Raw genomic sequence first — 23,528 nt, 5'->3', positions numbered from 1 at the left:
CATGCTCTACGATCTCGAACTTGGCATTGAATATGAATACGACGCGCCCTCCGACGGGGCGCGCAACCTGCTGCACCTGCTGCCCCTGACGCTGGTCGGGCGGCAGACCCTGCAACAGGGCGTCATCACCTGCGACCCGGCCCCGGACGAACGCCGCGACCGGCTGGATTTCTTCGGCAACCCGGTGACCGAGGTCAGCTGGCACAGCCCGCTGCAGGAGATCCGTATCCACCTGCGCGCCCGGGTCGAGCGGCTGGTGACGGCCGCCGCGCCCATGGACCTGTCGCCCGGCCTGCCGGACCTCGCCCGCGAACTGGCGGGGCTGAACGACATCGGGCCGCGCTCGCCGCACCATTTCCTCGCCCCCTCGCCGCGGGTCGCGCCCAATGCCGCGATGGCGGCCTATGCCCGCGACCATGTGAAGCCCGGCGCCACGGCGCTGGAGGTGGTCCTCGCGCTCGGCAAGGCGCTGCATGGCGACATGACCTTCGACGCCGAGGCAACGGACGTGGACACGCCCCCCGCCACCGCCTTCGCGCAACGCCGCGGCGTCTGTCAGGATTTCACCCACGTGATGATTGCCTGCCTGCGCAGCCTTGGCATTCCGGCGGGCTATGTCTCGGGCTGCCTGCGCACGCTGCCGCCCCCGGGGCAGGAGCGCCTGGCCGGGGCCGATGCCATGCACGCCTGGGTCCGCGCCTGGACGGGCCACGAGGGCGGCTGGATCGAGTTCGACCCGACCAACGACCTGATCGTGGGGCGCGACCACATCACCGTGGCCTATGGCCGCGACTATGCCGACGTGGCCCCGGTGAAGGGCGTTCTGCGCACGGCCGGCGGGCAGGAGAGCAGCCATTCGGTCGACGTGATCCCGGTGAAGACCGCGGCCTGACAGGCCCCTCGCCCGCGCACGGTTTGGCGCGGGCGCTGAGTGGGCGCGATCCTCCCTCAGGCGGGCTGTAATCGGCCCGTGGTTCCGGGTGCCACACATGGCGCGGAAGACGGCTCGGACTATTGGTCATCCGGGCGCTCGCGCGATCCGCGCAAGCGCGGAATTCCGCCCGAAATCTGGCTGCCTACGGGAGCTTCGGCTGGTCCTTGCCCAAAGGGCAGGTTAGGGTTTCCTCGATGCCTGACATTGTGGAAACGACCGGACCCATGCCCAAACGCCATCGCCCGGCCCGAGGCCGCCTCGCTGCCCTGACACTGGTGCTGACAGCGCTGCCCGCATGGGCGACCGAGGTCACGCTCGACGCCCCGGACGCGGCCGATTGGCTCAAGGATGATCTGCGCTCCGCCTCTCTCGCGGTGAAGGCCGTCGAGCAGGAGGAGGTCACCGATCCGCAGGAACTGCTTGCGGCGGCGCAGGCGGATTACCAGCGGCTGGTCGCCTCGCTCTACTCCCACGCCTACTACGGGCCGAAGGTCTCGATCCGGGTCAACGGGCGCGAAGCGGCGGACATGTCCGTGCTGGACGAACCCAATTCCGTCGACACGATCCAGATCAGCGTCGATCCCGGCCCGCGCTTCCGCTTCGGCGAGGCGGTCGTCGCCCCGCTGCCCGACGGCGTCTCCCCGCCCGAGGATTTCGCGCCCGGCAAGCTTGCCCAGACCCCGATCATGCGCACCGCGGTGTCGGATGGCGTGACCGCATGGCGCGACCGGGGCTACCCCAAGGCCGAGGCCAGCAGCCAGTCGATCACCGCCGACCACCGAACCGAGAAGGTGAACGCCCGCTTCGGCATCACCCCGGGGCCGAAACTGACCTTCGGCGACGTGCACCTTTCGGAAAACAGCGCCAAGAGCCGCGTGCGGGCAGAGCGCATCGTCGCCATCGCGGGCGTGCCGGAGGGGGAGACCTTCTCCCCCGAGGCGGTGCAGACTGCCGAGCGCCGCCTGCAACGCGCCGGGGCCTTCCGCTCTGCCGTCGTGCAGGAGGACGAGGGCGTGGGCCCGAACCAGACGCAGGAAATCACCATCGACGTGGAGGACGCCCGCCGCCGCCGGATCGGCGCGGGTATCGAGCTTGACACCGATGACGGGCTGACGGTCACCACCTACTGGATTCACCGCAACCTCTTTGGCGGCGCCGAGCGGCTGCGCATCGACGGCGAGGTCGCCGGCATCGGCGGGCTGAACGGCGGCGGAATGGACTACACGCTCTCCGCCCTGCTGACCCGCCCGGCCTTCCTGCACGCGGACAACACGCTCTACTACGGCGTGAACGTCGAGCACGAGGACGAGCCGAGCTATACCTCCGACCTCATCGAGGCCGCCGTGGGCGTCGAGCGTTACATCAACGAGCACCTGACCGGAAAGCTGGGCTTCGGCGTGCGCTATTCCCAGACCGACGACGCCTTCGGCTCGCGCGAGTTCTACCACATCATCGGCACCGCCGGCATCACCTGGAACAACCGCGACAACGAGTTGAACCCCACCAAGGGCGCCTATGCCGAGGCAGAGCTGACCCCCTTCGTCGGGGTGAACGGCTCCAAGTCGGGCGTCCGCTTCGAGGGTGACCTGCGCGGCTACCGCGCCCTGGGCGAGAAATTCGTGCTGGCCGGACGGCTGCAACTGGGCAGCGTCCTCGGGCCGGACATCGAGGATGTGCCCTCGGACTACCTGTTCTACTCCGGCGGCGGCGACACGGTGCGCGGCCAGGGCTACCAGTCCCTCGGGGTCGAGGTGAACGGCGACACGGTCGGCGGGCGCTCCTTCTTCGGGGTGTCGACCGAACTGCGCGCCAATGTCGGCAAGTCGATCGGCGTCGTGGGCTTCGTGGACGCGGGCTATATCGCCGGCTCCTCCACCTTCGAGAACGGCGACTGGCACGCCGGGGCCGGTGTCGGTGCCCGCTACTTCACCCCGATCGGTCCGGTGCGCCTAGACGTGGCCGTACCTCTGGGTGAAAAGATTGATAATGTTCAACTTTATGTCGGGATTGGACAGGCGTTTTGAAACCGTTCCGTTATCTGACCATCGCCCTTCTTGCCGGGATGACCTTTCTGCCGATCCCGGCGCAATCGCAGGATGACGACGGCGAGAATTTCCTGACCCGCCTGCTGCAGGACAAGCTGTCGAGCGCGGGCCGGGACGTGGACATCACCGGGTTCCGCGGGGCGCTCTCCTCGACCGCGACGATGGAGAAGATGACCATCGCCGACGATCAGGGCATCTGGCTGACGCTCGAAGGGGCCGAACTGGACTGGAGCCGCGCGGCCCTGCTGCGCGGGCGGCTGAACGTCAACGCCCTGACCGCCGACCGGATCGTGCTGGAACGCCTGCCGCAGGGCGACGAGCCGAGCGCGCCGAGCGCCGAGGCCACGCCCTTCTCGATCCCGGACCTGCCCGTGGCCATCAACGTGGGCGAGATCAACGCCCGCGAGGTCGTGCTGGGCGAAAGCATTCTGGGCGAAGCGGCGACGCTCTCGCTCACCGGGGCGGCCAGCCTAGCGGACGGCGGCGCGGATGTGTCTCTGAACATCGACCGGCAGGACAGCCCGGGCCACATCGAACTGGCGGCGGCCTATGCGCCGGACAGCAAGGACATCACGCTGAACCTCTCTGTGGACGAACCGGCGGAGGGGCTGATCTCGGGGCTGATGGGCCTGCCGGGGCGGCCTTCGGTCAAGCTGACCGTCGCGGGCAGCGGCCCGCTCGACGATTACCGCGCCGACATCAACCTGCTGACCGATGGCGAACCGCGCCTGCAGGGCGCCGTGACGCTCAACGGCGACGGGGCGGACGGCCTCGCCTTCGGGGCGGATATCGGCGGGGACATCACCGCGCTCTTCCTGCCGGAGTACCGCGACTTCTTCGGCCCCGATGTCGGGCTGACGGTCAACGGCACCCGCGCAGGTGACGGCGCCCTGACGCTGCGCGAGCTGGACCTGACCAGTGCCAGCGTGCGCCTGAACGGCGAGGCCGCCATCGGCGCAGACGGCAAGCCGCAGAGCTTCGATCTCTCGGGCGACATCGCGGACACCGGCGGCGAGCGCGTCACCCTGCCCGGCACCGATGTCTCGCTCGACCGGGCCACGCTGGCCGCCACCTTCGACGCGAACGCGGGCGAGGCCTTCAGCCTCTCGACGCAGGTCGCGGGCTTTGCCATGCCCGGCTATGCCGCCGAGGCGCTGGACCTTGGCCTGAACGGCACCATCGCCACCGAGGGCACGCTGACCGTGGGCGCGGACATGACGTTGGCGGCGCAGGGCCTTCAGGCCGATGACCCGGATGTGACCGGCGCGCTCGGCACCGAGATCACCGGCGGGGGCCGCATCGACTGGGCGCAGGGCGCACCGCTGCGCCTGACCGAGTTCCGCATCGACGGCGCCTCCTACGGCGCGCTGCTGAACGCCACGGTGACCCCGGGCGAAGCGGCGGCATCGGACGACGATACCGCCACCGGCACCACGGTGGAGGCCAACGCGCGGCTGGATGCGCGCGACCTGTCCGCCTTCGCGCCGCTCACCGGGCTGGCGCTTCAGGGGCAGGCCGCGCTGCAGGCCGATTTCAAATCCGACGTCATGGCGGGCACCTTCTCGCTCGGCGCCGCAGGCACGACCGAGGGCATTGCCCTTGGCATCGAACAGGTCGACCCGCTGCTGGCCCCGCCCGCAACGCTGCGCCTTGCGGCGAACCGCACCGCCGAGGGCATCTCCCTCGAAACCTTCGAGATCAGCAACGACGAGATCTCGCTGACCGCATCGGGCAAGACCGGCAACACCGACGGGCGCTTCGTCTATGCCGCGCGGCTGGAAAACTCCGGCGTCTTCACCGGGGCCGAGGGCGGTCCGCTCGCGCTTGAGGGGTCCGCAACCCAGACCGATGGCGTCTGGACGGTCGAGGGTTCGGGCGGCGGCACGGACCTGCGCACCGGCATCGAACAGGCCGACCTGCTGCTGGCGGGGCGGGCCGATCTGGGCTGGCAACTGACCGCGGGCGAGCAGATCCTGCTCGAAGACCTGCATGTCACCACGCCGCAGCTGAACCTCACCGCCGTGGGCGAACTGACCGAGGGCGCGCGCGCCCTGACCACCCGGCTGCGCATGAACAATTCCGCCCTGCTGACCGGCGGCACCGCCGGGCCGCTGGAACTGACCGCCACCGCGCGTCAGGCAGGCGCGAACTGGCGCATCACCGCCAATGGCGGCGGCACCAACATCGGCACGGGGATCGACACCGTCGACGGCGTGCTGCGCGGGCGCACCGATCTGGATATCGACGTGGTCGTGGGCTCTGTCCTGACGCTGAACAAGGCGCTGATCACCAACCCGCAGCTGCGGGTGGAGGCAGGCGGCGACCTGACGTCGGGCGCCCGGGAGATCGACCTGACGGCCCGGCTGGCCAATACGGCGATCTTTACCGGTGGCACCGCGGGCCCGCTGGAGCTGACCGGCTCGGTCGCGGAACGTGACGGCGGCTATGACATCAGCCTCGACGGCAACGGCACCAACATCGGCATCGGCAACGGCTCGGTCGATCCGCTGCTGACGGGGCAGAGCGACATCACCCTGCGCGCGCGCTTCGCCGACGGCCTGCTTCAGATCGACACGGCCACCTTCGACGGCACCGCCATCGACGCCGAGATCAGCGGTCAGGCCGGAGCCACCGACACCGCGCTGACGCTTCAGGCCAGCATCGACAACGTCGGCCGCATCACGCCGGAACTGTCGGGCGGCGTCACCGTGGCAGGCGACGTGACGCAGGTCGCCGAAGGCTACCAGCTGAACCTCAAGACGCAGGGCCCGGGCAGCGCCGGGGCCACCGTCGCAGGCGTCGTGGGCAAGCCCGACGGCTCTGTCGGGCTGACGATCAACGGCACCGCGCCGCTGGCGCTCGCCAACGGGTTCATCGCGCCGCAGTCGGTCACCGGGAACGCGGCCTTCGACCTGACCATGAGCGGCCAGCCCGGCCTGTCGGCCCTCTCGGGCAGTGTCACCATCAACGGCTCGCGCGTCGTGGTGCCCTCCGCCTCCATCGTGGTCGAGGACCTCGGCGGGCGGATCGGGCTCAGTGGCGGGCAGGCCAATGTCGACCTTTCGGCCTCCGTGGGCGGCGGAGAGGTGACGATCAGCGGCCCCGTCGGCCTTGCCGCGCCCTTCAACGCCGGGCTGACCATCGCCTCGCGCAATGTGGTGGTGGAACAGCTGGGCATCGTGAAGACATCGGTGAACAGCGACCTGACGATCAAGGGCGGCCTGCTGAACGGTGGCACCATCGCCGGCCGCGTCGGCCTGCGCGACACCGAGATCCGCGTGCCGGCCGGTGGGCTTGGCGGGGTCGAGGCGATCCCCGATGTCACCCATGTGGCGGAACCCTCGAGCAGCCGCACCACGCGCAAGCGGGCGGGCCTGATCGACGAGGACGGCGGCAGCACCACCGCAGGCGGTGGCGGCGGTGGCGCAGCCCTTGGCCTCAACGTGCAGGTCGTCGCGGATGAGCCGATCTTTATCCGGGGCCGCGGCCTCGATGCCGAACTGTCGGGCAAGCTGCGGGTCGGCGGCACCACGGCGGACATCCGGCCCGTGGGGACGTTCAACCTCGAACGCGGGCGGCTCTCGATCCTCGCCAAGCGTCTGGACCTGACCGAAGGCCAGCTGCAACTGGCGGGCACGCTGGACCCGCTGGTGCGCTTCGTGGCCCAGAACGAGACCAACGATTACACCATCCGCGTTGTGATCGAAGGCCCCGTCTCGGCGCCCGAGGTCGTCTTTGAATCCGATCCCGACCTGCCGCAGGACGAGGTGCTGGCGCAGCTCTTCTTCGAGCGCGACATTGCCTCGCTCTCGGCCTTCCAGGCGGCGCAGATGGCCGCGGCCGTGACCCAGCTGACCGGTGACGGCAGCGGCGGCATCGCGGGCCAGATCCGCAAGAGTCTGGGCGTGGACGATCTGGACGTGTCCCAGAACAGCGAGGGCGAAACCTCCGTCCGGGCGGGCAAGTACATCAACGACAACGTCTATACCGACGTCGAGGTGATCAGCACGGGCGAGACGAAGTTCTCCATCAACCTCGATGTGACGAACGACCTGACGGCCAAGGGCTCGGTCTCGTCCGAGGGCAACACCAGCCTCGGGCTCTACTTCCAGCGCGACTACTGAGGCGCCGGATCAGCCTCACGCACCAAGATCACGAAAGCGGGGCCCAAGCGGCCCCGTTTTCACGTTCGGCGGCAGGCCGTTTCGGCCCGGCCATGATTTCCGTAACGTCACCTGCGACAGATACGGGGGGCTCGCGCGTTAGACCTTCAAACCCAAGCTGATCGCAAGGAGACGGGAATGACCGACCATTCCGACACCCACACCCACGACCACGACCTCGGATTTGCCCATGACCTGCCGCGGATGATCGGGCGCCGCAGGCTGCTCTCCCTCATGGGCGGCATCGGTCTGGCCTCGGCCTCGGGGCTGCCCGCACTGGCCGCGCAATGCGTCGCCCTGCCGTGGGAGACCGCGGGCCCTTACCCTGCCGATGGCTCCAACGTGAAGGACGGCCAGACCGTCAACGCCCTGACACAGGCTGGCGTGATCCGCGAGGATCTGCGCCCCTCCTTCGGCGAGATGACCCCGGTGGCAGACGGGCTGAAGCTCGACCTCGAACTGACGTTGCAGGATGCCGAGGGCTGCACCCCGCTGGAAGGCTATGCCATCTATATCTGGCACTGCGACACCACGGGGCTCTACTCGCTCTACGACACCACTGACGCGAACTACCTGCGCGGTGTCGGCGTGGCGGATGCCGAGGGCAAGGTGCGGTTCACCACCATCTTCCCCGGCTGCTACGATGGCCGCTGGCCGCATATCCACTTCGAGGTCTTCGAAAGCCCCGAGGCCGCCGTCAGCGGCGAGGCCTCCCTCCTGACCGCCCAGATCGCCCTGCCCGAGGCAGAGGCCGCCGCCGTCTACGATGCCGATGCGCGCTATTCCAACGGGACGCGGAACCTCGGGCGGATCACGATCCCCTCGGACAATGTCTTCGGCGACAATTCCGACGACGAGATCGCGCAGCAGACGCTGGCGGTGAGCGGAGACTTAAGCGAGGGGCTGACGGGCAGTGTGACGATCCCGGTCGATTTCACCGCCGACCGCAGCGCCCAGATGGCCCCGCCCCCGGGCGGAGCGGGCGGCCCCGGCGGCGGCATGATGCCCCCGCCCGACAGCAAGTGAAGCGGCTTCAGCCCTCCGCAGGCGCGTGGGGGCTGAAGGACACCTCGCCGGTCTGGATCTGATCGTAGAGGTGCCACGTCGCATGTCCCAGCAGGGGCAGCGTGACGAAAAGGCCGAGGAAGCCGGGCAGAAGCGCCACGAAGGTGGTCACGGCGATGAAGACCGCCCAGACCAGCATCGGCACCGGGTTCAGCGTCACCGTGGTGAAGGACACGATCATCGCGGTGACGAAATCCACCTCGCGGTCCAGCAGCAGCGGCAGCGAGATCACGGTGATCATGTAGAGCAGCAGGGCAAAGCCCGCGCCGATGATCGAGCCCACCAGCAGCATCGTCATGCCGTTCACCGTCAGGAAGACCTCGTAGGAGGACGAGACGTTGGTCATGGTCGAGAGCCCGAGGAAGAGGGCAAAGATCATGTGGGCGAGGAAGAACCAGAACAGGAAGAGAAAGATCACGATCGCGCAGATCGAGGGCAACTGACGACGGCTCTGATGCAGGACGACGGTCAGGATCTCGCTCAGCACCAGAGGGCGGCCGCGCTCCAGACGGCGCGACACCTCGTAGAGGCCCACCGCGGCGAAGGGCCCGATCAGCGGGAAGGAGACCGCGGCGAAGATCAGCCAGTAGCTCTGCCCCGTGCCCCATGTGACCGCGGCCAGCAGCCAGCCGATCAGTACGTAGGCCGAGGCGAAGAACAGCCCATAGAGCGGCGCGCGGCGCATGTCGGACCAGGCGCGGCGTAGGGCCTCGCCCAGCATGGGCAGGGTCACGGCCTGCATCCCCGGCAGGCCCAGCTTGGGTGTGTCTTGCATGGAGGCCCTCCCCGGCTCTTCCCTAGCGGAAAGAGACCGGGTTTTGCCGGAAGGATCAAGGGGCTGGTTGGTGAACGTCGCGGGAAGCGGGCGGCCAGGGCGCGGGCCCGCGGGGAGACCGTCCTCCCCTGCCCTCCGGCAAAAGCCTTCCCCTGCGTCGGCCCAGGGCCCCCGCCGGGCCAGAAAAGCCTTGCCACATTGCCCCTCAGGGATTACATCGCCCCCGTCGACAAGGCGGAGCCAACCGCAGACGGAAGATCGAGCAGGGTCGGAACTACACCGGCCCTCTTTCGTTTGCGCATCCCCCTGACCAAACAAACCGCAAGACCGGCGGAGACAACCGCCCGGCCAGAAAATGATGAAAAAGGAAAACAGAGACCACATGGCTCAGAACACGTCCATGGAGGAATTCGAGGCCCTCCTTAATGAAAGCCTCGAAATCGACACCCCCCAAGAGGGCTCGGTTGTCAAAGGCAAGGTTCTCGCGATCGAAGCGGGCCAAGCCATCATCGACGTCGGCTACAAGATGGAAGGCCGCGTTGATCTGAAAGAATTCGCGAACCCCGGCGAAGCGCCCGACATTGCTGTCGGTGACGAAGTCGAAGTGTTCCTGCGCGCTGCAGAGAACGCCCGTGGCGAAGCCGTCATCTCGCGTGAGATGGCCCGCCGCGAAGAAGCCTGGGACCGCCTCGAGAAGGCCTATGCCGACGACGCCCGCGTCGAAGGTGCGATCTTCGGTCGCGTCAAGGGTGGCTTCACCGTCGACCTCGGCGGCGCCGTTGCCTTCCTCCCCGGTTCGCAGGTCGATGTCCGCCCCGTGCGCGACGCCGGCCCGCTCATGGGTCTCAAGCAGCCGTTCCAGATCCTCAAGATGGACCGTCGCCGTGGCAACATCGTTGTCTCGCGTCGCGCGATCCTCGAAGAGTCGCGTGCCGAACAGCGCGCCGAGGTCATCTCGAACCTGCAAGAAGGTCAGGCCGTTGACGGCGTGGTCAAGAACATCACCGAGTACGGCGCCTTCGTCGACCTGGGCGGTGTGGACGGCCTGCTGCACGTCACCGACATGGCATGGCGTCGCGTGAACCACCCGTCCGAGATCCTGGCGATCGGCGAGACCGTCAAGGTCCAGGTCATCAAGATCAACAAGGACACCCACCGTATCTCCCTCGGCATGAAGCAGCTGCAGGAAGACCCGTGGGATCTGGTTGCCGCCAAGTACCCGCTGGCTTCGGTCCACAAGGGCCGCGTCACGAACATCACCGACTACGGTGCATTCGTGGAGCTGGAGCCGGGTGTCGAGGGCCTCGTTCACGTGTCCGAAATGTCCTGGACCAAGAAGAACGTGCACCCCGGCAAGATCGTCTCGACCTCGCAGGAAGTCGACGTCATGGTTCTGGAAATCGACCAGGCCAAGCGCCGCGTGTCGCTCGGTCTCAAGCAGACCATGCGCAACCCGTGGGAAGTCTTCGCGGAAACCCACCCCGAAGGCACCGTCGTGGAAGGCGAAGTCAAGAACATCACCGAATTCGGTCTGTTCGTTGGCCTGCCCGGCGAGATCGACGGCATGGTTCACCTCTCCGATCTCTCCTGGGATCAGCGCGGTGAAGACGCGATCCAGAACTACCGCAAGGGCGACATGGTTCAGGCCGTGGTCTCCGAAGTCGACATCGAGAAGGAGCGCATCTCGCTCTCCATCAAGAACGTCGGCGGCGACAAGTTCGCGGAAGCGGTTGGCGGCGTGAAGCGCGGCTCGATCGTGACCGTCGAAGTGACCGCGATCGAAGACGGTGGCATCGAAGTGGAATACGAAGGCATGAAGTCCTTCATCCGCCGCTCCGACCTGTCGCGTGACCGTGCCGACCAGCGCCCCGAGCGTTTCTCGGTCGGTGACAAGGTCGACGTGCGCGTCACCAACGTGGACAGCAAGACCCGTCGCCTCGGCCTGTCGATCAAGGCCCGCGAGATCGCCGAAGAGAAAGAAGCCGTGGAACAGTACGGCTCCTCGGACTCGGGTGCATCGCTCGGCGACATCCTGGGCGCAGCCCTCAAGGGCGACGAGTAATCCACCGCCCCGGACCGGTCTCCGGTCCGCCTGAGACATCGCGAACGGCCCCGCCCCCGGCGGGGCCGTTTTCGCATGTCCTCCCCGCGAGCGGAGGCCTCGAATCGGGGAGCGCGCTTTCGGGTGTTCCAACGCTCCGGGATCGCGGACAGGGCTGTCCCTTCGCGTCATGGTCCCAAGTTCCGCCGCGAAACGCCTGTTTGACCGCAAAACCGACAGTCATTTTCCGCTCTGCCCCAAGCCTTTCTATTTCGGAATGTAACCAAACTACCTATAGTCCCCTGACAAGGTTGTGCATTTTTCAAAGGCGGCCGGGGGAGAGTACCAGGATGATACGTTCCGAACTTATCCAGAAACTTGCTGACGAGAACCCGCATCTCTATCAGCGGGATGTCGAGAAGATCGTGAACACTATATTCGAAGAGATCACCGATGCGCTGACCCGGGGCGACCGTGTCGAGCTGCGCGGCTTCGGGGCCTTCTCGGTCAAGAAACGCGACGCGCGCACCGGTCGCAACCCGCGCACCGGCGAGGCGGTCGAAGTGGAGGAGAAGCATGTGCCCTTCTTCAAGACCGGCAAGCTGCTGCGTGACCGCCTGAACGGAGAGTAAACACACCGCCATGCGTTATATCCGCTACGCCTTCCTCGCCATCCTCGCGGTGGTCCTGGTGTCCGTTGCCCTGGCCAACCGCCAGATCGTGACGCTGCAACTGCTGCCCGAAGGGCTGGCCCGGATCGCGGGTCAGAACCCGACGATCGACCTGCCGCTCTTCCTGATCATCTTCGCCGGCATCCTCGCGGGCCTGCTGATCGGCTTCATCTGGGAGTGGCTGCGCGAGCACAAGCACCGGGTCGAGGTGAACCGCAAGCAGAAGGAAGTGGGCAAGCTCGAACGCGAGGTGAAACGCCTCAAGGGCGAGAAGCACCAGGGCAAGGACGAGGTGCTGGCCCTGCTCGACAACTGAGCCAGCGGCAGAGCGACGACCAGAGGGGGCCCACGGCCCCCTTTTTCATGTCGGCGACATGACCGCCTCCCGCCCCCTTTCATCTTTCCCCAAATACTTAGGCCCGCCCCGCCACCGGCGCCTTCCCTTTCGGGCCGCACCGCCCTACACCTCTCCCATGGACATTCGCGTGAAGATCTGCGGCCTCAGCCGCCCCGAGGACGTCGCTGCCACCGCCGCGGCCGGCGCCGTCTATGGCGGTTTCGTCTTCTTCCCGAAATCGCCCCGCAACATCTCGATCGAGACCGCGCGGATGCTGGCCATCGACACGCCGCCGGGGCTGGCGAAGGTCGCCCTGGTGGTGAACCCCGACGATGCCCTGCTCGACGCGATCACCGGGGCGGTGCCGCTCGACATGATCCAGCTCCATGGCAGCGAATCCCCTGAACGCGTGGCAGAGGTGCGCGCCCGCACCGGCTTGCCGGTGATGAAGGCCGTGGGCATCCGCGATGCCGCAGACCTGCCCGCCATCGACCTTTACGCACAGGTGGCCGACCAGCTGCTGATCGACGCCAAGCCGCCCAAGGACGCCACCCTGCCCGGCGGCAACGGGCTGGCCTTCGACTGGCGTCTGCTGCAGGGGCGCAAGTACTGGACCAAGCCCTGGATGCTGGCCGGCGGCCTGACGTCCGAGAACGTGGCCGAGGCCGTGCGCCTGACCGGCGCGCGGCAGGTCGATGTCTCCTCCGGCGTGGAAAGTGCTCCCGGCGTGAAGGATGCCGCGAAGATCGCCGCCTTCGCCCGCGCCGCGCGCGCCGAAGAGACGGCGCCGCCCCGCCTCGTCTGAGCGGCCAAAATTCTTCGAAGAATTTGGGAAGACTTTTCGAAAAGTCTTCCTCGCCCGGCGTGAGGGTGGCTCTCCCCCTCCGGGCCGCGCGGGTGCCGCCCGGGCCTCCGCACCCCGCGCCCCGGGGTCAGCACCGGCCCCGCCTCCCTGCCCGTTTTCTTCGAAGAAAACGGACCGGAAAATTCGAATTTTCCGGCCAGTCCCCTCCGCCGTCCCGCGCTTTCCGGCGAATCCGCTGGAAATTGCCCCGCCCGCCACTTATGCAGTCCCGAGACCACGAGAGGGGGTGCGCGATGGCGAACGATCAACCCAATTCCTTCATGACCGGCCCGGACGAGAACGGCCGGTTCGGCCTCTTCGGCGGACGTTTCGTCTCCGAGACGCTGATGCCGCTGATCCTCGACCTCGAGGCCGAGTACGAGAAGGCCAAGACCGACGCGACCTTCTGGGCCGAGATGGACGACCTGTGGAAACACTACGTCGGCCGGCCCAGCCCGCTCTACTACGCCTCGCGCCTGACCGAACGTCTGGGCGGTGCCAAGATCTACTTCAAGCGCGACGAGCTGAACCACACCGGCGCGCATAAGATCAACAACGTGCTGGGCCAGATCATCCTTGCCCGCCGCATGGGCAAGACCCGGATCATCGCGGAAACCGGTGCCGGTCAGCACGGCGTGGCCACGGCCACCGTCTGCGCCAAGTTCGGCCTGAAATGCGTCGTCTACATGGGCGCGCATGACGTGCAGCGCCAGGCCCCCAACGTCTTCCGCATGCGCCTGCTGGGCGCCGAGGTGATCCCCGTCACCTCCGGTCGCGGCACGCTGAAGGACGCCATGAACGACGCGCTGCGCGACTGGGTGACCAACGTGCGCGACACCTTCTACTGCATCGGCACCGTGGCCGGCCCGCACCCCTACCCGGCGATGGTCCGTGACTTCCAGTCGATCATCGGCAAGGAAGTCCGCTGGCAGCTGCCCGAGCAGGAAGGCGAGGGCCGCCTGCCCGACACGATCATCGCGGCCATCGGCGGCGGTTCGAACGCCATGGGCCTCTTCTACCCCTTCCTCGACGATCCCTCGGTGAACATCATCGGCGTCGAGGCCGGCGGCAAGGGCGTGGACGAGAAGATGGAACACTGCGCCTCGCTCACCGGCGGGCGGCCCGGCGTGCTGCACGGCAACCGGACCTACCTGCTGCAAGACGACGACGGCCAGATCCTCGAAGGTTTCTCGATCTCCGCGGGCCTCGACTACCCGGGCATCGGGCCGGAGCACGCATGGCTGCATGACATCGGCCGGGCAGAATACGTCTCGGTCACCGACAAGGAGGCGCTCGCCGCCTTCCAGCTGAGCTGCGAGACCGAGGGCATCATCCCCGCGCTGGAGCCCTGCCACGCACTGGCCCATGTGACCAAGATCGCGCCCGACCTGCCCAAGGACCACATCATCGTCATGAACATGTGTGGCCGAGGCGACAAGGACATCTTCACCGTGGCCAAGTACCTCGGCTTCGACATGGGCGACACGGAAGGCCGTCAGGCCGACTGATCCCCGAATCTGAACTTCGCACAGGCGACATGGCAAACGCCCGGTCCTTGGACCGGGCGTTTTGCGTTGCAGGGCGCGGTGATAGCGCCACGCGGCACGATAGATGTCAGATTGCAGGTCCGGCCCTCGCTCAGCCCCCCGGCGTCAGCCCCCGCGCCGGGCCCCGCCTCAGCTATAGCCGAGGCGCTGCGCCAGATCGCTCACCGGCAGGGCGATCCCGCCCGCGGTCACCTTCAGCCGCGCGAGGATCACCTCCCGCTCCGGTGCGCCAAGCGCCTCGAGCTGGCTCTTGCTGCGATGCGAGGCCAAGCGCTTCTCCTCGCCCTCGAAATGCGGGATCGCGCAGTCGGCGGGCACCTCGAAGGCCGCGCGGAAGGCAGCCTCCTCGCTCAGCAGATCCTCCATCCGCAGCACCTCGGCCCCGGTCTGCAGCCCCATCAGGTTGAAGCCGCAGACATGCTGCAGCGCGAAGGCATAAAGGACATTGGGCAGGCTGGCCGCGATCTGCGCCCCCTGCAGCGGCGCAAGGCCGACCTTCAGCGCCCCAAGGAACCCCGCCGCGTCGCCATCCAGCGCCTTCTTCGCGATCCAGGCATAGCAGCTTTCGATCTGGGCCTGCGGCGCGCGCACGAGCAGCCGGTAGGTGATCCCCTCTGCCAGACATGCTGCCTGCATCGCCTGCGGCGGGAAGTTCGTGTGCACCGCCACTGGGTGTCGCCCCGCCCGTGCCGCCTCGGCCATGCTGCGGGCGAACGCCGCCGGGGACTGGCTCCCGGGCCCGATCGGGGCCTTGGTCTCGAAATTCTGCGAGCCGTGGGAGACCTCGAAGCCGGGCAGCTCGGAGAGGATGCCGCAAATGGTGTGCGTGGCGGCAAAGCCGATCGAATCCGCGACAATCATGGGGGGTATCCTGTGGCCGTGCAGTGGGTCGTTCCCCCCAGAATGGGGGCCACCCGCCGCGATGGAAAGGCATCGCCGCGCGATTTGCACCGGGGTGGGGCAATTGGGACTCACCGCCGCGCGGGGCGCGATACTCCCCGCGGCAGGCCGACGTGACAGGCCCCGACCACGGGCTCCCAGATCAGAGCCATTTGCCACCACGCCCGCGGCAGTCTACATCCCTCCCTGACATTCCATTCAGACGGGGGCCAGATGCAGCTCTTCGTGGGGCTCGGCAATCCGGGCGCGAAATATGCGGGCAACCGCCACAACATCGGTTTCATGGCGCTGGACCGGATCGCCTCGGACCACGGGTTCAGCCCGTGGCGGGCCCGGTTTCAGGGCGAGATCTGCGAGGGCACGCTCGACGGCGAGAAGGTGCTGCTGCTCAAGCCCACGACCTTCATGAACCTCTCGGGCCAGTCCGTGGGCGAGGCGATGCGGTTCTACAAGCTCACCCCTGCCGATGTGACCGTCTTCCATGACGAGCTCGACCTTGCCCCCGGCAAGGTGCGGGTGAAACAGGGCGGCGGGCATGCGGGTCACAATGGGTTGCGCTCGATCCACCAGCATATCGGGGCGGAGTATCCCCGCGTGCGCCTTGGCATCGGGCACCCCGGCCACAAGGACCGTGTCGCGGGCTACGTGCTGTCGGATTTCGCCAAGCAGGAACAGGGCTGGCTGGATGACGTGCTGCGCGGCATCTCGGACGGCGCGGCCTCGCTGGCCAAGGGCGACGGCGGCAAGTTCCTGAACGCTGTGGCACTGCGGGTGGCCCCGCCGCGCTCCTCGGGTGGTGGCAAGCCCCCGGCGGCAAAGGGCAAGGCTGCCCCCGCCGAAACCGCCAAGGCCCCGGACTCCGCCAAGACCCCGGCGCCGCAAGCCCCTGCGCCGCAGGCCAGCCCCGCGCCTGAGGAAGACACCCGCAGCCCGCTCCAGCGGCTCGCGGACAAGTTCAAGTAAGCCACGGCCCTCGCCGCAGCGCCGCATCCGTGCTACCCTCGGCAGGCCGAAGAGCGCGCAGGAGAGGTGTCATGATCCGACAGGACCTTCCGGTCAACGTCCTCGGGGGGCCGCTGGAAAGCTGTTCCTTCGACCCGCTCACCGGCTATTTCCGCGACGGGGCCTGCAACACCTGCGCCGAAGACACCGGCAGCCACACCGTCTGCGCCGTGATGACGGCCGAGTTCCTCGCCTATTCCAAGTACGTCGGCAACGACCTCTCCACCCCGCGGCCGGAGTTCGGCTTCGAGGGGCTGAAACCCGGGGACCGCTGGTGCCTCTGTGCCGCGCGGTTCCTGCAGGCCCATGATGAGGGCTGTGCGCCGCAGGTCAGCCTTGCCTCCACCCACCGCCGCGCGCTGGAGGTGGTGCCGCTGCATGTGCTGGAGCAACACGGGCTGCCCCTCCGCCGGACCGGCGGCAGCGCCGGGGACTGATGGCCGCAGGGCGCCGCCCCTCGCTTGACCTTGCCGCGGCGGGGGCGTCTACTCCGCGCTGTCGCCAGCCCCCCCGCCAGCCTTGACCGTCACACGAGAGCAAAGGGCGCAAGATGACCTTCATCGCCATGAACCGCTTCAAGGTAAAACCCGGCCACGAGGCCGCCTTCGAAACCGTCTGGAAAAGCCGCGAGAGCCGGCTGAAGGAGCTGAAGGGCTTCCGCGAGTTCCGCCTGCTGCGCGGTCCCGAGGGCGAGGGCTACCGGCTCTATTCCTCCCATGTGATCTGGGACAGCCGCGCGGATTTCGAGGCCTGGACCAAGTCCGAGCAGTTCCGCGACGCCCACAGGAACGCCGGGCAGAGCAGCACCCGCGACGCCCTGATGGGCCCGCCCAGCTTCGAAGGCTTCGAGACGGTACTGGAAGAGGTCTGACCCTCCCCCAGAAACGAAAGAACCCCGCTGCGAAGGCGGGGTTCCGTGTTTTCTGGCGTCTGCCCCGAAGGGCCGGCCGATCAGGTGTTGAAGAGGAAGTGCAGCACGTCGCCGTCCTTGACGATGTAGCTCTTGCCTTCCGCGCGCATCTTGCCCGCTTCCTTGGCCCCGGCCTCGCCCTTGTTCGCCACGAAATCGGCGTAGGCGATGGTCTCGGCCCGGATGAAGCCCTTCTCGAAGTCGCCGTGGATCACGCCTGCCGCCTGCGGGGCAGAGGTGCCCTGACGGATGGTCCAGGCGCGCGCTTCCTTGGGGCCTACGGTGAAGTAGGTCTCGAGGTGCAGCAGCTCGTAACCCGCGCGGATCAGGCGGTCGAGGCCGGGCTCTTCCAGACCCATCTCGCCCAGGAACATCTCGGCTTCCTCGGCGTCGAGCTGGGAGATCTCCTCCTCGATCCGGGCGGAGATGATGACATGGGCGTTGCCCTGCGCGGCGGCCATCTCGGCCACGGCGGCGGAATGGGCGTTGCCCTCGGCGGCTTCGTCCTCGGCGACGTTGCAGACGTAGAGCACCGGCTTGGTGCTCAGCAGTTGCAGCATCTTCCACGCCTTGGCGTCCTCGGCGTCCACCTCGACCACGCGGGCGGGCTTGCCCTCTTCGATGGCGGCCTGGGCCGCGGCCAGCAGGCGGTCTTGCTGCTGGGCTTCCTTGTCGTTGCCCTTGAGCTTGCGCACGAGGTTGGCGCGGCGCTTCTCGATCGACTCGAGGTCGGCCAGCATCAACTCGGTCTCGATCGTTTCGGCATCGGCCACGGGATCGACACGGCCGTCGACGTGGGTCACGTCACCGTCCTCGAAGCAGCGCAGCACGTGGGCGATGGCATCGGTCTCGCGGATGTTCGCGAGGAATTGGTTGCCGAGGCCCTCGCCCTTGGAGGCGCCCTTCACGAGGCCCGCGATGTCCACGAAGGTCATCCGCGTGGGGATGATCTGCTTGGAGCCTGCAATCTCGGCCAGCGTGTCGAGCCGCGCATCGGGCACGGCGACCTCGCCTACGTTCGGCTCGATCGTGCAGAAGGGGAAGTTGGCGGCCTGGGCCGCGGCGGTCTTCGTCAGCGCATTGAAGAGGGTCGACTTGCCGACGTTCGGCAGACCCACGATCCCCATCTTGAAACCCATGGTGCATCCTTTCCAGCAATCGCGGTGCTTCTATGCGCAAAGCCCCAGTGGGGCAAGCAGCCGTTGCGGTTCCGGGGCCGGAATGCGACACCTATGGCGCGAGCGCCAAGGGAGGGCCCGAAGATGCTGACCGCCTATGTTCACTTCATGGGAAATTGCGAAGACGCAATGACCCGCTACCACGAGATCCTCGGGGGCAATCTGACCCTTATGCGCTATGGCGACGCGCCGGAAGGTTCTGGCCTTGGCGCCGAGGGCGAGGACGCCCGGAAGATCATGCACGCGCAGCTCGATTTCCCCGATGGCGAGGTCCTCATGGCCTCCGATTTCCCGCCCGGGGTCGAGGGGCTGCCGCAGCAATCGGTGACCATCACGCTGACCCTGAAGACCGCCGCGCGCGCCGAGGAGCTGTTCGAGGCGCTGAAGGAACGCGGCGTGGTGATCGAGGCCTTCGGGCCCACCTTCTTCTCCCCCGCCTTCGGCATGGTGAAGGACCGGTTCGGCACCCATTGGATGCTGATGACGGACGACGTGCCCGCAGAGGCCCCCGCCGAGGACTGAGGCCCCCTTGCAGCGCAGGTGCAGCGCCCCGGCGGCCCCGCCGGGCCTGCCGCTGCGCCGGTTTCCCGCCAGAAACCGGACGGCGGGGCGCGGTTGAACCGCCCTGCCCATTGATTTTCCCGCCGCCATTCTGCAAACCCGTCCGGCGTATCGGAAAGGACCGCCCATGACTCGTATCGACGACACCTTCGCCCGTCTCCGTTCGGAAGGCAAAAAGGCCTTCGTCGCCTACATGATGGCCGGTGACCCGGACGAGGCGACCTCGGCAGAGGTGCTGGCCTGCCTGCCGCGCGCCGGTGTCGACGTGATCGAACTGGGCATGCCCTTTACCGATCCCATGGCCGACGGTCCCACGATCCAGCTGGCCGGTCAGCGCGCGCTGGAAAGCGGCATGACGCTGAACAAGGTGCTCGACATGGTCCGCGCCTTCCGCAAGACCAACAACGAGACGCCGATCGTGATGATGGGCTACTACAACCCGATCTACAGTCACGGCGTCGACAAGTTCCTTGCGGATGCCAACGAAGCCGGGATCGACGGGCTGATCGTCGTGGACCTGCCCCCGGAAGAGGACAGCGAGCTCTGCATTCCCGCGCAGGCGGCCGGGCTGAACTTCATCCGCCTCGCCACGCCGACCACCGATGACAAGCGCCTGCCGAAGGTGCTGCAGAACACCTCGGGCTTCGTCTATTACGTATCGATCACCGGGATCACCGGCGCAGCGGCGGCACAGGCCGTGGACGTGGCGCCGGAAGTGGCCCGCATCAAGGCCAAGACCGACCTGCCGGTCATCGTGGGCTTTGGCATCCGCACCCCGGAAACCGCCGAGCAGATCGCCTCGGTCGCCGACGGCTGCGTCGTGGGCTCCGCCATCGTGGGCGAAGTGGCCAAGGGCAAGCCGATCGCCGAGATCGAGGCCTTCGTGCGCGGTCTGGCGGAAGGCGCACACCGCGCCTGACCCGCTGTGCCGGGCTGATGGTCGCCGCTGCGCGGCAGATCGGGGCCTCCGGCGGGGATATTTGAGAACAGTGGATGAGGGGGCTGCGGCCCCCTTTGACGTTCCGGCGCGGCGGAGCGGGGCGGGCCTGCGCTCCCTTGCCCGGCTGCGCCGCGGGATCTAAGACAGGCATGACCCGCGCAAAGGGAAAGGTTCCGCCATGCCCGTCATCACCTGTATCGACGATCTCAAGCGACTGCACCGCCGCCGCACGCCGAAGATGTTCTACGACTACGCCGAGAGCGGCAGCTGGACCGAGCAGACCTTCCGCGAGAACACCACCGACTTCCAGAAGATCCACCTGCGCCAGCGGGTTGCGGTGGACATGACCGGCCGCAGCCTCGAAAGCGAGATGATCGGCCAGAAGGTCGCCATGCCGGTGGCCTTGGCCCCGGTGGGCCTGACCGGGATGCAGTCGCCCGATGGCGAGATCAAGGCGGCGCGGGCGGCAGAGGCCTTCGGCGTGCCCTTCACCCTCTCCACCATGTCCATCTGTTCGATCGAGGATGTGGCGGCCCACACCAGCAAGCCCTTCTGGATGCAGCTCTACACCATGAAGGACATGGATTACGTCTATCGCCTTATCGACCGGGCGAAGGCGGCGAACTGCTCGGCGCTCGTGATCACGCTGGACCTGCAGATCCTCGGTCAGCGCCACAAGGACCTGAAGAACGGTCTGACCGCCCCGCCCAAGATGACGCCCAAGAACATCCTCGACCTCTCGACCAAATGGGCCTGGGGCATGGGCATGCTGCAGACGCCGCGGCGGACCTTCGGGAACATCGTGGGCCACGCCAAGGGCGTCAGCAACCTCTCCTCCCTGTCGTCCTGGACGGCGGAGCAGTTCGATCCGGCGCTCAACTGGGAGAAGGTGGCCAAGCTCAAGGAATACTGGGGCGGCAAGGTCATCCTGAAGGGCATCCTCGATGCCGAGGACGCGGTGATGGCGGCCAAGGTCGGCGCGGATGCGATCATCGTCTCGAACCACGGCGGGCGCCAGCTGGACGGGGCGATTTCCTCGATCCGGGCGCTGGATCCGATCCTGCAGGCCGTGGGCGACCAGGTGGAGGTGCACCTCGACAGCGGCATCCGCTCGGGTCAGGACGTGATGAAGGCCGTGGCCATGGGCGCCAAGGGCACCTACATCGGCCGCGCCTTCGTCTATGGGCTGGGTGCCATGGGCCAGGCCGGGGTGACCCGCGCGCTGGAAGTGATCGCGCGGGAGATGGACATCTCCATGGCGCTCTGCGGCAAGCGGCGGATCGACGAGCTCGACCGCTCCGTCCTGCAGATCCCGGCGGATTTCTCGGGCAGCTGGGCCTGAGCCCGTCTTGAGACCTGTCTCACCGGGCCTTGCGGGCCCGGTGATCCCCCGCGGGGGGGGGCGCGCAGCTGGTCGTCAGGCCAGCGCCATCCCCTCACCATCGCCCAGACGGCTGACCGGGCGCACCGCGCGGCGCGCCGTCACCACGAGGCCTTCGACCTCCGCCCCGCGATCCCGGCGCAGGGGCGCCGCGACCAGCGTCACATCGGCAAAGCCCGCATCCTGCAGCAGCTGCGCCACGTAGTCGGCGGAATGGGCGAAGCGGCGGCTGTCGCGCAGCGCCACCGGGGCCTCGCCCCGTTCCACGGTGAAGGCGAGCGTGCCACCGGGCCGCAAAGCACCGACGCACCACGAGACGATCTGTTCCAGCGCGCCAAGGTAGATGAAGACATCCGCCGCCACGATCAGGTCATAGGCGGGCTCCACCGGCTCCAGCGCGGAGAGGTCGCGTTTCTCCAGCAGGTCGTAGATCCCCTTGGCCCGCGCCTCCGCCAGCATCCCGGCGGAGATGTCGTAGCCCGCCATCCAGTCGCAGAGATCGCGCAGGGCAACGCCCGCCAGCCCGGTGCCGCAGCCGAGGTCGAGCATCCGGGCAAAACGCCCCTGCCCCTCCAGCCCGCGGCGCAGCAGGTCCGGCGCGCAATAGTCGAGCTGATCGACCAGCGCGGTCTCGAACTTGGTGGCATATTGATCGAAGAGCGCCTCGACGAAGGCCGAGGGCATGGCCTCGCTCAGCGGCACCCGGCGGATCAGGTCGCGCTTGAGCCCCGCGCCCAGCCGGTCGGAGGGATCGCACCGCAGCGCCTCCTGCCAGGCGGCGATGGCACCCGGCGCATCGCCCGCGGCTTCGCGGAACTCTCCCAGCCGGAACCAGCCCGCGGCCCAGTCGGGCGTCAGCCCCAGGGCTTCGGTCAGGAGGTCCGCGGCGGCGGCGGAATCGCCCGCGCGCGCCAGCCCCTCGGCAAAGCCGAGGCGGCGATCGACAATGAGGTTGCCGGACGACAGGCTGTGTGCCGCCATGGTACAGACTTTCGAAGGGGTCCGCTCGTTGGCCTTGCAGCCACGCGGCAGAGACACGCAGGCACCGCCCATCGGGTGCAGATGCGCCATTAGGGCCGCCCGGGGCCACCGGTCAAGAGGGTTTCAGGACGCAGGCCGCGCGGTCACATGGCCCGACGGCGGCGCTGTTGCACGCCTGCCGGAGCGGTGGCCGGCCCGGCGGCAGGGGCCCGACGGACCGGGGGCGGTCCTCGACCGATCCGTCCGAAACCGGCTGTTCCGCGGCCTGTTTCCCGGTCTTTCCGGGCGGAGTGGCCGCTTTTGCCCTTTGCAAGCTGGGGGGACTCGTGTATTGGCGCGGCTTCATGCGGGCATACAGCCTTGGAGGATGCCCGCCCAACTGTTCTTAGGAGAGACAATTATGGCTGGAGAGATTCCTGATCTCGTTGTCCAGGAACGTGCGGGGACGGGCAAGGGCGCCGCTCGCCAAGCTCGTCGTGACGGCATGGTTCCTGGTATTGTTTACGGCGGTGGCGAAGACCCCCTGTCGATTCAGATCCCGTTCAACGTCCTGTTGAAGCGCCTGAAGCAAGGCCGCTTCCTTTCGACCCTGTTCAACCTGAAGGTTGAAGGCCGGGAAGACGTGCGCGTGATCTGCCGCAACGTGCAGCGCGACGTGGTGAAGGACCTTCCGACCCACCTCGACCTGATGCGCCTGCGCCGTACCAGCAAGATCAACCTCTTCATCCCCGTCGAATTCGTCGGCGAAGAGGCTTCGAAGGGCATCCGCAAGGGCGGCGTGCTGACCACGGTCCGCCCCGAGGTGGAACTGGTCGTCACCGCTGGCGACATCCCCGAGAAACTGGTTGCAGACATCTCGGGCATGGACATCGGCGACACGCTGACCATCTCGATGATCACCCTGCCGGAAGGCGCCAAGCCGACCATCGACCGTGACTTCGTGATCGCCAACATCACCGCGCCTTCGGGCCTGCGGTCCTCGGGCGATGCCGAGGAAGGCGAAGAGGAAGCCGGCGAGGCGTAAGCCCCCCGCTTTCCGACCAGATGACAGATCAGGCGCGACCCTCCGGGGCCGCGCCTTTTCTTTTGCGCGCGCCCTGCCGCCCTGCGTCCGCGCGTTGGCAGCAGCGCCCCCGTTCGGGCAGCGGGGCCCGGGTCCGCCCCCTTTGGCGGCCGTGCCCGGCCCCGGCCTTGTCGGGATCGGGGAAACAGGTCACATTCCGCGGCGACGGAACTGTTGATCGGAGGACCGG

The 23,528-nt window shown here is 67.7% G+C and carries 20 protein-coding genes; 16 read left to right on the top strand and 4 right to left on the bottom strand.

The window, feature by feature from the left end:
• The first annotated feature begins 1 nt into the window (after position 1).
• From LCM32_RS00935 to LCM32_RS00920, 4 genes are all read left to right on the top strand, one after another.
• Positions 2-892, top strand: a complete 891-nt coding sequence (locus LCM32_RS00935) for a transglutaminase family protein (protein WP_224819187.1) — start codon at positions 2-4, stop codon at positions 890-892.
• A gap of 266 nt (positions 893-1,158) precedes the next feature.
• Complete coding sequence (locus tag LCM32_RS00930; RefSeq protein ID WP_224819186.1) at positions 1,159-2,958, top strand: autotransporter assembly complex protein TamA; 1,800 nt, start codon at positions 1,159-1,161, stop codon at positions 2,956-2,958.
• Positions 2,955-7,103, top strand: a complete 4,149-nt coding sequence (locus LCM32_RS00925; RefSeq protein WP_224819185.1) for a translocation/assembly module TamB domain-containing protein — start codon at positions 2,955-2,957, stop codon at positions 7,101-7,103. Before LCM32_RS00930 ends, LCM32_RS00925 begins: the two co-directional genes overlap by 4 nt.
• A 177-nt stretch (positions 7,104-7,280) precedes the next feature.
• Complete coding sequence (locus LCM32_RS00920) at positions 7,281-8,168, top strand: hypothetical protein (RefSeq protein WP_224819184.1); 888 nt, start codon at positions 7,281-7,283, stop codon at positions 8,166-8,168.
• Positions 8,169-8,175: 7 nt separating this feature from the next.
• On the opposite strand, the gene LCM32_RS00915 is transcribed toward LCM32_RS00920, so the two are convergent.
• The gene (locus LCM32_RS00915; RefSeq protein ID WP_224819183.1) at positions 8,176-8,982 is read right to left on the bottom strand and encodes a DUF2189 domain-containing protein; all 807 of its coding nucleotides are present in this window, start codon (positions 8,980-8,982) and stop codon (positions 8,176-8,178) included.
• Positions 8,983-9,340: 358 nt separating this feature from the next.
• Here LCM32_RS00915 and rpsA point away from each other — a divergent pair, with 358 nt between their 5' ends.
• From rpsA to trpB, 5 genes are all read left to right on the top strand, one after another.
• Positions 9,341-11,044 (top strand): 30S ribosomal protein S1, encoded by a 1,704-nt coding sequence (gene rpsA / locus LCM32_RS00910; protein ID WP_224819864.1) that lies wholly within the window; start codon positions 9,341-9,343, stop codon positions 11,042-11,044.
• Positions 11,045-11,373: 329 nt separating this feature from the next.
• The gene (gene ihfB, locus LCM32_RS00905) at positions 11,374-11,655 is read left to right on the top strand and encodes an integration host factor subunit beta (RefSeq protein WP_222491623.1); all 282 of its coding nucleotides are present in this window, start codon (positions 11,374-11,376) and stop codon (positions 11,653-11,655) included.
• 10 nt (positions 11,656-11,665) lie between these two features.
• On the top strand, positions 11,666-12,010 hold the full coding sequence (locus LCM32_RS00900; RefSeq protein ID WP_224819182.1) for a LapA family protein: 345 nt from the start codon (positions 11,666-11,668) through the stop codon (positions 12,008-12,010).
• A gap of 157 nt (positions 12,011-12,167) precedes the next feature.
• Positions 12,168-12,836 (top strand): phosphoribosylanthranilate isomerase, encoded by a 669-nt coding sequence (locus tag LCM32_RS00895; protein WP_224819181.1) that lies wholly within the window; start codon positions 12,168-12,170, stop codon positions 12,834-12,836.
• A gap of 293 nt (positions 12,837-13,129) precedes the next feature.
• The gene (trpB, locus tag LCM32_RS00890; protein ID WP_224819180.1) at positions 13,130-14,383 is read left to right on the top strand and encodes a tryptophan synthase subunit beta; all 1,254 of its coding nucleotides are present in this window, start codon (positions 13,130-13,132) and stop codon (positions 14,381-14,383) included.
• 168 nt (positions 14,384-14,551) lie between these two features.
• Here the strand turns inward: trpB and LCM32_RS00885 are convergent, their stop codons facing one another.
• Positions 14,552-15,283, bottom strand: a complete 732-nt coding sequence (locus tag LCM32_RS00885) for a hypothetical protein (RefSeq protein ID WP_224819179.1) — start codon at positions 15,281-15,283, stop codon at positions 14,552-14,554.
• Positions 15,284-15,535: 252 nt separating this feature from the next.
• Here LCM32_RS00885 and pth point away from each other — a divergent pair, with 252 nt between their 5' ends.
• The 3 genes from pth (at position 15,536) to LCM32_RS00870 (ending at position 17,195) form a co-directional block, all read left to right on the top strand.
• On the top strand, positions 15,536-16,285 hold the full coding sequence (gene pth / locus LCM32_RS00880; RefSeq protein WP_224819178.1) for an aminoacyl-tRNA hydrolase: 750 nt from the start codon (positions 15,536-15,538) through the stop codon (positions 16,283-16,285).
• A 71-nt stretch (positions 16,286-16,356) separates the two neighbouring features.
• Positions 16,357-16,761, top strand: a complete 405-nt coding sequence (locus LCM32_RS00875; protein WP_224819177.1) for a DUF2237 family protein — start codon at positions 16,357-16,359, stop codon at positions 16,759-16,761.
• A 113-nt stretch (positions 16,762-16,874) separates the two neighbouring features.
• Positions 16,875-17,195: an antibiotic biosynthesis monooxygenase family protein gene (locus LCM32_RS00870; RefSeq protein WP_224819176.1), complete on the top strand. Its 321-nt coding sequence runs from the start codon at positions 16,875-16,877 to the stop codon at positions 17,193-17,195.
• An 80-nt stretch (positions 17,196-17,275) separates the two neighbouring features.
• Here the strand turns inward: LCM32_RS00870 and ychF are convergent, their stop codons facing one another.
• Positions 17,276-18,373 (bottom strand): redox-regulated ATPase YchF, encoded by a 1,098-nt coding sequence (ychF, locus tag LCM32_RS00865; RefSeq protein ID WP_224819175.1) that lies wholly within the window; start codon positions 18,371-18,373, stop codon positions 17,276-17,278.
• Positions 18,374-18,541: 168 nt separating this feature from the next.
• On the opposite strand from ychF, the gene LCM32_RS00860 reads away from it, so the two are divergent.
• The 3 genes from LCM32_RS00860 to LCM32_RS00850 all read left to right on the top strand — a co-directional run bounded on the left by LCM32_RS00860 (position 18,542) and on the right by LCM32_RS00850 (position 21,255).
• A complete protein-coding gene (locus LCM32_RS00860) occupies positions 18,542-18,934 on the top strand; it encodes a VOC family protein (protein WP_318246163.1) in 393 nt (130 codons plus the stop codon).
• 166 nt (positions 18,935-19,100) lie between these two features.
• Positions 19,101-19,892 carry a tryptophan synthase subunit alpha gene (gene trpA, locus LCM32_RS00855; protein WP_224819173.1) on the top strand — a complete coding sequence of 264 codons (792 nt, stop codon included), beginning with the start codon at positions 19,101-19,103 and terminating at the stop codon, positions 19,890-19,892.
• A gap of 199 nt (positions 19,893-20,091) precedes the next feature.
• Positions 20,092-21,255 (top strand): alpha-hydroxy acid oxidase, encoded by a 1,164-nt coding sequence (locus LCM32_RS00850; RefSeq protein ID WP_224819172.1) that lies wholly within the window; start codon positions 20,092-20,094, stop codon positions 21,253-21,255.
• Positions 21,256-21,330: 75 nt separating this feature from the next.
• Here the strand turns inward: LCM32_RS00850 and LCM32_RS00845 are convergent, their stop codons facing one another.
• Positions 21,331-22,275, bottom strand: a complete 945-nt coding sequence (locus LCM32_RS00845) for a class I SAM-dependent DNA methyltransferase (protein ID WP_224819171.1) — start codon at positions 22,273-22,275, stop codon at positions 21,331-21,333.
• Between the two features lie 400 nt (positions 22,276-22,675).
• On the opposite strand from LCM32_RS00845, the gene LCM32_RS00840 reads away from it, so the two are divergent.
• A complete protein-coding gene (locus LCM32_RS00840; RefSeq protein ID WP_224819170.1) occupies positions 22,676-23,299 on the top strand; it encodes a 50S ribosomal protein L25/general stress protein Ctc in 624 nt (207 codons plus the stop codon).
• Positions 23,300-23,528: the final 229 nt, after the last annotated feature.

It is taken from the genome of Pseudooceanicola nanhaiensis (genome assembly GCF_020171315.1).
GTDB lineage: Bacteria > Pseudomonadota > Alphaproteobacteria > Rhodobacterales > Rhodobacteraceae > Pseudooceanicola > Pseudooceanicola nanhaiensis_A.
Note: the sequence above shows the minus strand (reverse complement) of the source record. Positions and strands in the feature narration are given on the sequence as shown.